This is a genomic window from Plantactinospora sp. CA-290183 (assembly GCF_050936375.1).
In the GTDB taxonomy this organism is placed as follows: Bacteria; Actinomycetota; Actinomycetes; order Mycobacteriales; family Micromonosporaceae; genus Plantactinospora.
In genome coordinates this window covers 64,072-76,364 of record NZ_JBNJMX010000012.1, presented here as the reverse complement: position 1 = coordinate 76,364, position 12,293 = coordinate 64,072, and the positions used below count along the sequence as shown (strand labels likewise).

Annotated in this window: 10 protein-coding genes; 7 read left to right on the top strand and 3 right to left on the bottom strand. The window is 67.7% G+C overall.

The genetic code is table 11. The features are described 5' to 3' along the window. Nucleotides 1–65: 65 nt before the first annotated feature. Entirely contained in the window at nucleotides 66–683 is a 618-nt protein-coding gene (locus ACQEUR_RS18360; protein WP_433032416.1) for a VOC family protein, read from the bottom strand. A gap of 269 nt (nucleotides 684–952) precedes the next feature. On the opposite strand from ACQEUR_RS18360, the gene ACQEUR_RS18355 reads away from it, so the two are divergent. The 5 genes from ACQEUR_RS18355 to ACQEUR_RS18335 all read left to right on the top strand — a co-directional run bounded on the left by ACQEUR_RS18355 (nucleotide 953) and on the right by ACQEUR_RS18335 (nucleotide 5,507). Further along, complete coding sequence (locus ACQEUR_RS18355) at nucleotides 953–1,399, top strand: hypothetical protein (RefSeq protein WP_433032413.1); 447 nt, start codon at nucleotides 953–955, stop codon at nucleotides 1,397–1,399. Between the two features lie 92 nt (nucleotides 1,400–1,491). After that, nucleotides 1,492–1,830 (top strand): hypothetical protein, encoded by a 339-nt coding sequence (locus tag ACQEUR_RS18350; RefSeq protein WP_433032411.1) that lies wholly within the window; start codon nucleotides 1,492–1,494, stop codon nucleotides 1,828–1,830. Further along, nucleotides 1,811–2,998: an ABC-three component system protein gene (locus ACQEUR_RS18345; protein WP_433032408.1), complete on the top strand. Its 1,188-nt coding sequence runs from the start codon at nucleotides 1,811–1,813 to the stop codon at nucleotides 2,996–2,998. The genes ACQEUR_RS18350 and ACQEUR_RS18345 overlap by 20 nt, the downstream gene beginning before the upstream one ends. A 45-nt stretch (nucleotides 2,999–3,043) precedes the next feature. Further along, on the top strand, nucleotides 3,044–3,526 hold the full coding sequence (locus ACQEUR_RS18340) for a three component ABC system middle component (protein WP_433032405.1): 483 nt from the start codon (nucleotides 3,044–3,046) through the stop codon (nucleotides 3,524–3,526). A 4-nt stretch (nucleotides 3,527–3,530) separates the two neighbouring features. Further along, the gene (locus ACQEUR_RS18335) at nucleotides 3,531–5,507 is read left to right on the top strand and encodes a DUF3732 domain-containing protein (RefSeq protein ID WP_433032402.1); all 1,977 of its coding nucleotides are present in this window, start codon (nucleotides 3,531–3,533) and stop codon (nucleotides 5,505–5,507) included. A gap of 312 nt (nucleotides 5,508–5,819) precedes the next feature. Here the strand turns inward: ACQEUR_RS18335 and ACQEUR_RS18330 are convergent, their stop codons facing one another. Beyond that, nucleotides 5,820–8,633: a tetratricopeptide repeat protein gene (locus tag ACQEUR_RS18330; RefSeq protein WP_433032399.1), complete on the bottom strand. Its 2,814-nt coding sequence runs from the start codon at nucleotides 8,631–8,633 to the stop codon at nucleotides 5,820–5,822. 146 nt (nucleotides 8,634–8,779) lie between these two features. On the opposite strand from ACQEUR_RS18330, the gene ACQEUR_RS18325 reads away from it, so the two are divergent. Together ACQEUR_RS18325 and ACQEUR_RS18320 are read left to right on the top strand one after the other, a co-directional pair. Further along, nucleotides 8,780–8,914 carry a hypothetical protein gene (locus ACQEUR_RS18325; protein WP_433032396.1) on the top strand — a complete coding sequence of 45 codons (135 nt, stop codon included), beginning with the start codon at nucleotides 8,780–8,782 and terminating at the stop codon, nucleotides 8,912–8,914. Nucleotides 8,915–9,315: 401 nt separating this feature from the next. Continuing rightward, complete coding sequence (locus ACQEUR_RS18320) at nucleotides 9,316–9,819, top strand: hypothetical protein (RefSeq protein ID WP_433032393.1); 504 nt, start codon at nucleotides 9,316–9,318, stop codon at nucleotides 9,817–9,819. Between the two features lie 508 nt (nucleotides 9,820–10,327). Here the strand turns inward: ACQEUR_RS18320 and ACQEUR_RS18315 are convergent. Next, nucleotides 10,328–11,791, bottom strand: a complete 1,464-nt coding sequence (locus ACQEUR_RS18315) for a tyrosine-type recombinase/integrase (RefSeq protein WP_433032390.1) — start codon at nucleotides 11,789–11,791, stop codon at nucleotides 10,328–10,330. Nucleotides 11,792–12,293: the final 502 nt, after the last annotated feature.

Below are 12,293 nucleotides of genomic sequence, written 5' to 3'. Positions count from 1 at the left end.
CAGCGCTCGCACGTCATCGGGGTCTGCGGTGAAGCGCGGGATCGTGGTGGGCAGACCGACGGCGGTCAGCTCAGCACGATGGGTCGGTCCGGACCTTGCAGCGTGACGACCAGTTGGGGTTGCGGGCCGGGCCGGACCAGCAGGTCGATGTCGAGGGCGGCCAGGCTCTTCCGGATCGGGGCGGGATCGGGGTGTTCGGCCTCCAGGGACCGCAGCGGCAGCGTCGGCAGCCCAGTCGTGGTGGGGTGGGCTGTGGTGCCCCAGTCGATGAGGAATGGCACGATCCCGTCGGCTGGGTCATCGGCACCGGGGGTCAGGCGCCACGTCAGGAGGTTCCCGTCCGAGGTGTGACGCGACATCGTCCTGGGCGGTCCCGGGTCGTAGCCGCGGGCGATCACGGCTGCGACGGCGTGGTCGAGATCCGGCGGTCGGATCGACCAGGTGACCACCCGGGAGGCGGTCAGCCGGTCGATGCCGAACGGGCGTGGCTGGACCGGATCGGGTTGATCGGGGTCCGGACCAATGATCTCAAGGTACGCGGCGCCGCCCAGGCCGACGAGATGGTTCGCGGTGCCGAGACCGACGTGGCTACCGCCCCTGACTGGACGGACGCCGGTCAGCCGTTCGAACCCCGCTACCGCGTCGGCGAGATCCGGCACCGCGAACACGATGTGGTCAAGCACGTGGGGTTCCTCCCCGCAGACGCCGGAAACGTGATCCGCACAACCGTACTCATCGGCCGAAAGGAGTTAGCCGGCGTCACCCGCTGGCTCGGTTCGACGGGTTCCTCCGACCTGCCGAAGCGCAGCCCTATCCCGATAACCCTGCCCGGCGTAACTGTGGACTTGGTCGCGTTGATGGCTGTGGGTCACGGCTATGGCACGGCGGGATAGGACAAGATGATGACTACGGCGAGATCATTCGCCTCACCGTTGAGAACCTGGGGTGCCCGATGAAAACCCCGGCCGATGCCGCCGCCGCCCGCGTCTCTTTCCAGCTCACCTACGCCCGTAGCCTCAAGCGCCGCGAGTTCATGCCAGGGGAACTGACCGGCCCCGACATCCCGTGCGCCTACGACGGAGAGATCAACGCATCAGGCGACTGGAACGACTCCCGCGACGACACACCCGCCACCGATGACGGCGGGTCGGAAGAGAGCGGCGTAGCCAAAACCGTGTTCGCAGGGCGAGACGAGTCCGGCTGGATCGACCGGTACGCCAACTACGCTGTCAACGAGGCCGTCCACGAAGCCCTGGAGTGGTACCGGGTGGACGGCCATCCGTGGCTGGATCCGCACGGGCCGGCCGAAGACGAGATCTACAGCGCCGTTAACGACCTGGTCGACCGACTCGCCGCCATCCGGGCCCGACACGCACCAGTTGTGGCGCACCGGCTCTGACCGTGCCGGAAACCGCTGGTGGGCTGCCCGCCGCGCTTGCTGGTCTGCCTGATCCGCCGGCCCGGCGAGGGATCCGACATCCGCTGACGGTCGTGGTGACCGCGGCGGTGTGCGCCGTGGTGGCCGGCTACCACTCGTACACCGCGATCGGCGAATGGGTCGCCGATGTTCCGGCCGCGACGGCTCTCGCCCTGGGCATCGCTCCCGACCGGCGGCCGTCCGCGGCGATGACCGCGGACCACGGTGGGACGCTGCCGGACCTTCGCTGCGCGCTGCCGCTGGGAGCGGAGCCTCGGTGGTCGGACATGCTCGCGGTGGTGATCGCCACCGACTCCAGCGGGGTGGGTCAGCCTTGTCAAGGCCCTGTTCGTCGGCTGGACATGATCGTTGGGAGGGGTAGAAACTCGGGTTATGGCTCCGGCTACGCATAGCGCTGCCCCCAACGCGGTCGGCTACCAGCATCAGACCTGGTGGGCGTTGGTGGAGCTCCTGCGGTCTGGGGGTGATAGGCCAGACGCGTCCATCACCCTGGAGTTGCATGACGACGTCGCGTGGGAAGAGGACGGTAACCCGACGCAGCTGCTTCAGGTCAAGCACCATCAGCACACGCATCGGGCGTTGACTGACACCTCGCCGGATGTGTGGCGCACGCTGAAGGTTTGGATGGATGACGCGGCGCCAGGCGACGCGTCCGGGCCGCAGTTGCTGCTGGTCACGACTCAGACGGCGGGCGGTGGCACGGCGGTTGCGGCCCTGCGACCCGAGACGCTCGATGAGCGCGCTGCCCTCGCCGGGCTTGAAGCGGTCGCCAAAGACACGACCTCGGCGCAGACCAGAGGCGCCCGGGAGCAGTTTCTCGCGTTGGGTCCGGGAGACCGGCGGACCTTCCTGTCCAGGATCCGTGTTATCGATGGCTCGCCGCACATCCAGGACGTGCCGAGCCTGGTACGCGCGCATCTGAGCTGGGCGCTGCCTACGGGGCATGAGGAGCTGTTCTTGGCGATGGTCTGGCGGTGGTGGGATGAGCAGGCGTTGGCGATGTTGCAGGGGAGGCTGCGTAGCCTCGATGTTGGTGTGGCCCGAGCCGCGATCGCTGATATCCGTGATCAGTTCACCAGCGAGAGGCTGCCCACCCTGGTCGAGTTGCTGGACGTTGATGTCGACTCCGTCGCCGCGGAGTACCGGACCCACACGTTCGTGCAGCAGATGCAGTGGGTCGCCTATCCGCCGCGGAACCTGCAGAAGGCGATCGTGGACTACTACCGCGTTTATGCCCAGACGGTCCGGTGGCTGGATGAGGATCTAATTGGTGTGGCTGAGCTGACCAAGTTTGAGGCTGAGCTTGTCGATGAGTGGGAGCGTGAGTTCGACTGGATGCTCGACACGCTCGATGATGACGCGGACGAGGCTGCCAAGCAGGAGGCCGGTAAGCAGATGCTGCGGCAGCTGCTGACGCAGACGGGCATCACCGTCCGTGCGCGTTACAACGAGCCGTTTTTCGTTCGCGGGAAACGTCACGTTCTAGCTGATGCGGGGCGGATCGGTTGGCATCCGGACTTCGAAAGCCGTGTCAAGCAGTTGTTGCAGGTCGCCGGGTGAGCGGGCGCATCCCCGCCGGAGCAGTACGTGACGCTGGGAGGCCCTGTGACCTTGTGGACTGACCGGCCGCCGATCGTGGCGGCGATGTTGAACCCCGCGCTGATCGCGGTGATCCTCGCTACCGCCGCGGACGGGTACCGCAAGGAGTCGCAACGCGCGTTGCCGTGGGCGTTGGGGTTCATCATCGTTCCATTGGTGCTGCATCGGGGCACCCGGCAGGCTCTACCCACCTCGACCAGGACGCACCTCGCGACGTGGACCTCTCGTAATCCGTTGCTGCGTGCCGGCTTCCCGCTCCGGGCGCTGGGCCTTGTCGAGCCGGTGCGAGAAGGTGTGCGGTTCGGCCTCGCCCATGGCGTGTTGACTGTGGAGGGAGACACTTTAGGAGGTAGGACCCGCCGGGCGAGAGGCTTCCAGATGCCCGATGAACTCGCCGACATCCTCCGCAGGGCGAACTTCGTCGGCCGTTGGTTGGCGAAGATTGACAACACCGCGACCGTCTTCGCGGTCCTCGGCGTGACACCCTGATTACGTGCAGCTGCTAGCGATCATCCTCTACAGCAACCACGGCCGCCGACGTGTCCTCAGTTTCACCACCGGGGCGCTCAACATCGTGACCGGGGAGTCGAAGACAGGCAAGAGCGCCCTGCTCGACATCGTCGAGTACTGCCTGGGCCGCGACACGCTCCAAATGCCGATCGGTCCGATCACCAGCACGGTGTCCTGGTACGCGGCGCTGTTCGACCTGGACGGCGGTCGAGCGTTCGTCGCACGCCCCGCTCCTGACATCGGCAAGGCGTCAACCCAACGCGCGATGCTGGAATTCGGTGCCGACCTGACCCCGCTAGAGTTCGACGATCTCGTGGTGAACGCCGACTCGGATGCCGTTCGGGAGCAACTCGGACGCCGCATCGGCATCGAGGAGAATCTGCACGAGCCGCCGGTGGGCTCGGCGCGGTATCCACTCGAGGCGCACATCGGACACGCCGCGTTGCTGTGCCTGCAGCGGCAAGGCGAAATCGCCGCCCGCGACCTGTTGTTCCACCGCCAAGGCGATCAGGGCATGGCCCAAACCCTCAAAGACACCATCCCGTACTTCATCGGCGCGGTACCGCGAGACCAGGCGCTCAAACGAGCCCAGCTCCATGCGGCCCGCCGCGAGCTGCGCCGTGCGGAAACGGCCTACCGGCAGGCGATCCGGGCGAGCGAGGCCGCTGACGCGGGTCTGGCAACGCTGTGGCGGGAAGCGCACGCCCTCGGAATGGTTGACGCCGAGCAACCGGCGCAGCGGTCCAGCGTCGTTGCCCTCCTGCACGCCGCGGTCACGGCGTCCACTGCGCCGGAAGTACCCGACTCCGAAACCGCCGTGCGCGTCGCCGCCTTGCAGCGGGAACGCGACCAGGTACGCGACCGACTTCGCGCTCTCAACGCTGAACGCGACGTGCTCCTGCAGCAGAACGACACCGAAACCGACTTCGCCGGAGCCGTCCGAGTCCAGACCGCCAGACTGGCAAGCCTCAACCTGCTGGGGCTGCCGACCAACGGCCAGGCGGCCCCGGCGAGCCGCACCCACGACGGGGCAGAGCCGTGCCCACTGTGCGGCTCGTTGCTCGCCGAACCGGACCCCACGCCAGAACAACTCCGTCAGAGTCTGGTCCAGCTCAACAACCAGCTCAGCGGCGTCGACGCGGCCCGACCGGCCCGACGCGAAGCATTGCAGGCGCTGGACGAGCGAGCCACCTCGCTGCGGAACCAGCTCAGAGCGGCCGAGGGCGCCATCCAGTCGCTAACCGCCAGTGGGACGGTCACCGAACAGCTTCCCGACACCGCACGACGGGACTTCACCCGCGGCCGCATTCACGCCACGCTCACCACACTCCCCGGCAGCTCCGAGGCCGAGTTGGCGCGACTACGCCACCAATACGATGCGGCCCTCGATCAGGTACACACGCTCGAAGCCGAACTTGACCCTTCCGAGGAACGCGAACAACTCACCTCACGCTTGGTGACCATCAGCCAAGACATGACCAGATGGGCCGACCGGCTTCAGCTGGAGCACCGCGGCGGAAGCGTCCGTCTCGATCTCAACCGCCTCACCGTCGTCACGGACACCGAGCAGGGCCCCGCACCCTTGTTCCGCATCGGTAGCGGGGAGAACTGGGTCGGTTACCACCTCGTCACCCACCTCGCACTGCACCGCTACTTCGTGCGACAACACCGACCGGTCCCACGGCTACTCATGCTCGATCAGCCCACCCAGGTGTGGTATCGCTCCGAGGTCGACCAGAAATCGGGCACACCAGATCAGGACACCGACCGTGAAGCAGTCGATCGACTGTTCCGCCTGATCTACGACGTGGTCACCGAGTTGGCACCCGACATGCAAGTGATCGTCTGCGACCACGCCAACCTCCCCGAGGGCTGGTTTCAGGACTCCGTGCAACACAACTGGCGCGGCGGAGAAAAGCTGATCCCCCAAGAATGGATCGACCAAGTCACACCGCGGTGAACTTGACCCAAACCGACAGCGTGGGCGCTTGCTGTGGCGGGGCAACCGGTGCGTCAACGTCGTCGAGCCGGCGTGGAGGTGCGCCAGCGTGGCCCTCGATCATGTGCTCGGCGATGCATCTGCACCGGGCCATCTAGCGCGGAACCAGCCCGATGATTGCGCGCGCCACGCGCTGCCGCCCGATCGACGGCACCGACCCCGGGCCAAGGATGTAGACGAGATGCCATGGCGAAACGCGAGGACGTCAACATCCTCGGCGAACTGATCCTGCTCGTCCGCTGGGCCGAGATCGGGCGACCTGGTACTGGGAACTCAGTCCAACGAGTGCGCTGTGGAGCCGTCGTCTGCAAGGCCAAATCGCCGCAAGGAATCCGCCCCGGACTGGTCGCCAGCCCGTTTCCACAGCTCGGCCAGGTGCCACAGCGCCTCGGTGTTGCCACGGTCGGCATCCTGCCGGTACAGGGCCTCGGCTCCACCCTGGTCGCCGGCCCATTCCCGCAGCTTGGCCAGGCTCCGTAGTGCCTCGGTGTTGCCGCGATCGACGGCCTGCACGGCTAGGACCTCCGCTCCGGCCTGGTCGCCGGCTCGCTCCCTCAGCCTGGCCAGGTTCCACATCGCGTCGGTGTCGCCACGGTCGGCGGCCTGCTGGTACACGGCCTCCGCCCCGGCCTGGTCTCCAGCCCACTCCCGCAGCCTGGCCAGGTCTCGCAGCGCGTCGGTGTCACCGCGGTCGACGGCTTGCCAGTACCGGGCCTCCGCCCCGGCCTGGTCGCCGGCCCGCAACCGCAGCACGGCTAGGTCCCGCAGCGCCTCGATGTTGCCGCGGTCGACGGCCTGCACGGCCAGGGCCTCCGCCCTGGCTCGGTCGCCGGCCCACTCCCGCAGCATGGCCAGGTCCCGCAGCGCCTCGGTGTCACCGCGGTCGGCGGCCCGCCGGTACAGGGCTTCCGCCCCGGCCTGGTCGCCGGCCCGCAACCGCAGCTTGGCAAGGTCCCACAGCACCCCGGTGTGGCCGCAGTCGACCGCCTGCACGGCCAGGGCCTCCGCCCCAGCCTGGTCTCCGGCCCGCTCCCGCAACCGGGTCAGATCCCACAGCGCATCGGTGTTGCCGCGGTCCGCGGCCTCCCGGTACACGGTCTCCGCGCCGGCCTGATCGCCGGCCCACTCCCGCAGCCCGGCCAGGTGCCACAGCGCGTCGGTGTTGCCGCGGTCGGCGGCCCGCCGGTACACGGATTCCGCCCCTGCCTGGTCATCGGCTCGCTCCCGCAGCCCGGCCAGATACTGCAGCGCGGCGGTGTCACCGCGGTCGGCGGCCCGCCGGTACAGGGCTTCCGCCCCGGCCTGGTCGCCCGCCCGCTCCCGCAGCCTGGCCAGGTCCCACAGCGCGGCGGTGTCACCGCAATCGGCGGCCCGCCGGTACAGGACCTCCGCCCCGGCTCGGTCGCCGGCCTCCTCCCGCAACTCGGCCAGGTCCCGTAGCGCGTCGGTGTTGCCATGGTCGGCGGCCTGCCGGTACAGGGCTTCCGCCCTTGCCTGGTCGCCGGCCTGCTTCCGTAGCCTCGCCAGGTACCGCAGTGCATCGGTGTTGCCGTGGCCGGCGGCCTGCCGGTGCATTTGGACAGCGCGGCGGTAGCGGCCCCGTCGGGTCGCCTCGTGTCCAAGGGTCTGCAGGAGGTCCGGGTCGGCGATTGTTGAGGCGGCCGCGTTCCAGAAGGCGGCGGGCGGAAACACGCCGGCGCGTTCGGTGCGGCCGGTCTGTTCGAGGTAGTCGGCCAGCCGGTAGGTGGGTTGCGCATCCAGAGATGGTGGGTCTCCGGGGCGAGGGCGGATGCGGGTTACCGGTCCGGGTACGCCCTTGGACGGTTTGGCGGTGTAGGCCAGGGCCTGTGTGAACCACTCGTCGCCGGCTCGCTCCCAGTCGTGGTCGTTCAGGTATCCGGGTGCGGCTTGTTCGAGCAGCGTGTGGGGGATCGCCAAGGGGTGGCCGAGGCGGCGGGCATCGATCGCGACGTCGATGACGGCCCGGGCGGCGGGTGGGGCGTTGCGGTAGCGGCGCAGCAGCTCGGGCGCACCGGCGAGGTGTTGGGTGATCCGACCGGCGTCGGCGTGCTCGGCGGCATGACGCAGCCGAGGGTCATCGCCGGCGGCATTTCGTAGGGCCATCAGGTCGGTAGCGGCGAACGTGTTCGGGACCTGGATATCCGTGCCTTCGAGGAGTTCGCGTGCCTGCGCGTGTGGGTCGGGCTGGCCTGCCGCGGGTCGGCTGGTCAGCTCGTCCCAGAACTGCGGCCACAGGGTGGCCAAGACGAGCACGGGGCCCCGGTCGGGAGCGTGCAGCAACTCGCGCAGCCCGGCGCTGATGCGTTCACCGGTCGCCGGGTCAGTGGTGATCAGGTAGTGCTGGGCTTCGTTGAGCCACACCACCGTGTACGGGCCGACCTCGCCGATCGCCTCAGCGGCGGCGTCGGAGCGGGACGGGCTGATCGGATGCCACACTCGCCACCGGCCGGACGTGCCCAACGGCCGGATGGCTTCCCAGCAGGCGCGGGTCTTACCCGTCGACGACCCCCCAACCAAGGTGGCCATCCGGCTGGCTTCACCGGCGACCGCGTCGATGACCTTCGCTAGCCGGCCGTCGTGTGCGCGGGGGATGTAGCACGGCAGTTCCGACAACGGGACGCCGTGGTCGGCAACATCGATCGCTCGGTGCACCTCCAAGGCGGACGGACTGCACTCGGTTACCGGTATCCCCAGGCGCGTAGGCATCGCCCCCCAGGGCGGGGCCATCTTCGCGGCGACCCAGAGATCGCGAACACGGTCGGCCGCCACGGCCGGGTCCCGGCCGGCGTCACGGGCGAGCGCGACGACCACGGAGACCGCGTCCTGCTGCTTCGCCGGAACCTCACGTCCGCCGATGATCCGGCCGATGACATCGCGTTTCGGAGCGCCCGGCAGGTCGTCGTCGGCGGCGATCTGGTTGACCAGGTCGTCCAACGTCGGCGAATCGGCCCTTAGATACAGCTCGTAGACGGCATCACGCAGCTCACGCGCCGGCCCTGGGGACAACTCCACGAACTCGATCTGCCGGGGCCGCCGAACGGGCGGTCCTGTCTCGTCGGCACTCATCGCCGTCCAGCATCCCCTACCAACTGCTGGGCGGTCATCCCCGTCGTCACTCATCGCACCTGAAGTGGATCTCCTCGAATCGCCGTGAAGGTAGTGGAACAAGCCGGCGCCGATCATTCGGCGTTCCTCGACTACAGGAGCATTCGATGTCACAACACGATCCTGGCCACGACAACAAGCCGCGAACCAAGCTGGCCTGGGCGGCGACCACCGGCATGATCGCCGGAGTCACCCGGGCATTCGTCGACTGGGCCATCCGGCACCTGACTCACAACTCCTGACCACCCGGCGCAGCCTCGCCGGCCGGCGCTCGGCGGCCAGGGAGCGCGACCAGTCCGACAACTCATTGAACGAATGGCTGCACCGCCTTGGCTGACCTGGCCGACGGGGAACATCTCGGTGGCCGCCACCAGATGGCCGGTGGCCCTTCCACCACCGATCACACGTCATCCGCTACCGGTACCGCGTGTACTGGGACGGGTAGAACACTCACCCCACGCCCGGATCGAGGTGGTGACCTGGATTGTGATCGCGGGCGTCGCGTCTGCTGGTAAATCGCCGGGCACGCCGAGGCCGCGGTGGTCGAGAGCGGCGCCGAGTCAGCGAGGTGACCGCCTAAGGTGTGCCAGGGCAGGTCCGGGTTTTCGGCGCAGCGATCTTGCCAGAAGGAGGACGGGTTTCGGTGGAAGCACTTGGAGTTGATGTTGGGGGCGTCATCACCGACGCCCGCGCCAAGGGAACCGAGAGATGGCTGGACAGTGGATCGGACTACCTGAACACGCCCCTCAACGAAGGTGTCATCGAGGCGCTGAGCCGGCTGTCCCGGCAGCGGTTTGGCTCTGGCATTTTCCTGGTGTCCAAGTGCGACCCGCTGACTCAGGAGACGACGCGTCGGTTCCTGCACCACATCGACTTCTTCGCGCGGACAGGCGTTCCCCCGGAGAACGTGCACTTCTGCCTGGGCAGGAAGGACAAGGCGCCCATCGTCGCCCAGTACGGGATTACCCACTTCGTGGATGACCGGCTGGAGGTGCTGTCCCACATGAACACCGTGCCCAACCGCATCCTGTTCAAGCCCAACGAAGCGGAGGTGGACGCCCACCGGCAACACCTGCCGCACGTCACCGCGGTGCACAGCTGGACCGAGGTCACCCAGGTCATCCTGGAGGAGCGGCACACGATCTAGCGCGCGGACCGTTGCGGGCAGCGCGAAACGGCAGCCCCGGCACCGCGGCGATGGCCCGTAGTGGACCTCACTTCGGCGGTGCCTTGCGGCTGAGGCGCATGGCGTCCCCGCTGCTATGGGCCGCCGGCCGAAACACGTCGTGCGGGGTCACGTCGTGCGACGTCACCGATGTCCAATTTCATCGATAGCCGATTCACGGAACCTCGTACGTCTGGAAGAGGTCCTCGAAGAAGACGCGCAGCATCAGACGGGCGGACTGCTGCTCGTTCAGGTCTGCGGCGCACTGTCATGGCGTTGAAGCTTGCAGCTGCGAGCCGCCCATGACTGAACGCGCACCCTGGGCCGGACCGGAGGGGCCCATCGGGTATCCGGTCACGGCCGGAAGAAGTCTCGCTGATCGCGGCCGCTCAGCAACCCGTCCGGGATGCTTGGGCCGGCGGGTGCTGGCCCGCCGGCCCAAGCAGGTTCTGGCCCGAGGTGACTTGCGCGCGGGTGCGCCTGGCCGGGCTTATGCCGCCTTCGGTCGTCGGCGGGGGACCAGTGCGGCGGCTCGTTCGGCCTTGGCGCGTTCCACGTCGAGTTCGGCGATGACGGAGGTGTAGGTGTCGCCGGTGATGGTGATTGAGGAGTGTCCGAGGAGTTCCTGGACGTCCTTGAGGTCGGCGCCGGCGGCTTTGAGGAAGGTGGCCGCGCAGTGGCGGAGGTCGTGCAGCCGGATTGGCGGTAGTCCGCAGTCGCGTACGAGGCGTTCGAAGCGGTATGTGACCGTGTCGGGGTGCCATGGTTGGCCGTCGGGTTGGACGAAGAAGAAGCCAGTGTTGGGCCATGGTCCGTGGCAGGCGAGTTTCCACCGGGCGCGTAGGGCGTGATAGCCGCGTAGCGCGGCGAGGGTGAAGGTGTCGAGTGAGACGTTTCGGTTGCCCGCGTCACTCTTGACGGCCTTCGTGACGGGGGTGTAGCCGAGGGTGGCGACTTGCTGTGAGATGCCGATGAGCGCGGTGTCCAGGTCGACGGCGGTGTCGGGCAGACCGACGGCTTCGCCTCGCCGCAGCCCGCGGTGCAGGATAAGGACGAACATGGGGTAGAGGGCTCTGTCGTGGTCCTCGGCGTAGTCGAGGAACTCGCCGGCTTGCTGCGGCGTCCACACCATCACAGGGCTGGGACGCTGTCCGGTTTCCTTCCACCGCTGCACCGCCTTGTCGGTCCAGATCCGGGCCTTCGGCCGTTGCCCGGAGGGCAACTCCACATGAGCGGCTGGGTTGAAATCGATCAGCTGTCTGGTGATGGCGTCGTTGAGGGCCTTCCGGAGAGTCGCGCGGATGCGGTGCATCGTGGCCGGCCCGATGGTGCGAACGCCTCTGACGCTGTCCCGGACCTTGCGATCGTCGCTCTGCCGAGCGAGTTCGATCGCGGTGTTGCGGTCCGCGATGCTGTTGAACATCGCCTCGATGTGATCGATCCGCAGCTTGTCCAGCGGGATCTGCCCGAGGTGGGGTATCAGATGGATGCGGAGGTGGGATTCGTAGGAGAGGGCGGTGGTTGCCTCGATTTTGCGTCGCGACGTGTGCCACTGCCGGAGATATTCGGCCAGGGGCATGGTCACGGTGGTTGGTAGTCCGGCTCGTATCCGCTTGCTTATGGTTTCGGGGTCCGGCAGCGGCGAGCCGGGTTTGACCGTGACGAGCATCGTCGCAATCTCGCTGCGGACCTTCTGATCATCGCCGGCGAGATCAATCAGCGCCTTAGCTTGACCGCACTCGGCGACAGCGTCGTCGCGGCTGTCGAAGCCGCTGCGACGTAGCTGGCGGCGTGGGCCGTCGAGCAGTGGGGGGAGTTCGAGTTGGTAGGCCCACCGACCGTGGGTGGCGCTCCATGCGCCAGTGGCGCGGCGTAGCTGCGGGCAGCGTATGCCGAGCTTCTTGCCGTTTTCGTCACGGCACGAGCAGCGTTTGAGAATGGATCCTTCCGCCATGTTGGCAGTTCTCCTTCAGAGACAGACACCTAGAAATGCCCGTTGGCTGTGGATTGCACGCGGGTTGATCGACGCGTGCGTTGGGGTATGTCGTCAAGTCGCCTGTTACCTAATAGGCGAGCGGCCGCGATGTCGACCGCCCTCACGGCCCGGCCTGAAGTGGCTCCGGCAAGCATTCTGTGGCGTCGGTGTTTTTCACGTAGTCGTGAGAGTTCGTTCGCCGAGTACGTCGAGGCAACCCGCGCAGTCGTTGCTTGATGGTCTCGGTGCGTTTCACGTGGCTCTCGACGCAGTTAAGCCTTCAGGGTTGGTGCTGGCGTCAACGACGGCGGGGAGGTGGTCCCCGGTTCGAATGGCGCCGATGTCGGCTCGGTCGGGAAGCCCGACAGTCTGGGCTCCTCAATCAAAGGTCGAGCGCTCGCCTGGTGCCGCTGTGGCACATCAGGCAGGTGAACCGGCGGGCGAGGCGGGCCACCGTGTCGAGGCCGCGCTCGTGATCACG

Coding starts and splice junctions, on each gene's coding strand:
- ACQEUR_RS18355 (WP_433032413.1), top strand. CDS start 953: ATGAAAACCCCGGCCGATGCCGCCGCCGCCCGCGTCTCTTTCCAGCTC.
- ACQEUR_RS18345 (WP_433032408.1), top strand. CDS start 1,811: ATGGCTCCGGCTACGCATAGCGCTGCCCCCAACGCGGTCGGCTACCAG.
- ACQEUR_RS18330 (WP_433032399.1), bottom strand. CDS start 8,633: ATGAGTGCCGACGAGACAGGACCGCCCGTTCGGCGGCCCCGGCAGATC.
- ACQEUR_RS18325 (WP_433032396.1), top strand. CDS start 8,780: ATGTCACAACACGATCCTGGCCACGACAACAAGCCGCGAACCAAGCTG.
- ACQEUR_RS18315 (WP_433032390.1), bottom strand. CDS start 11,791: ATGGCGGAAGGATCCATTCTCAAACGCTGCTCGTGCCGTGACGAAAAC.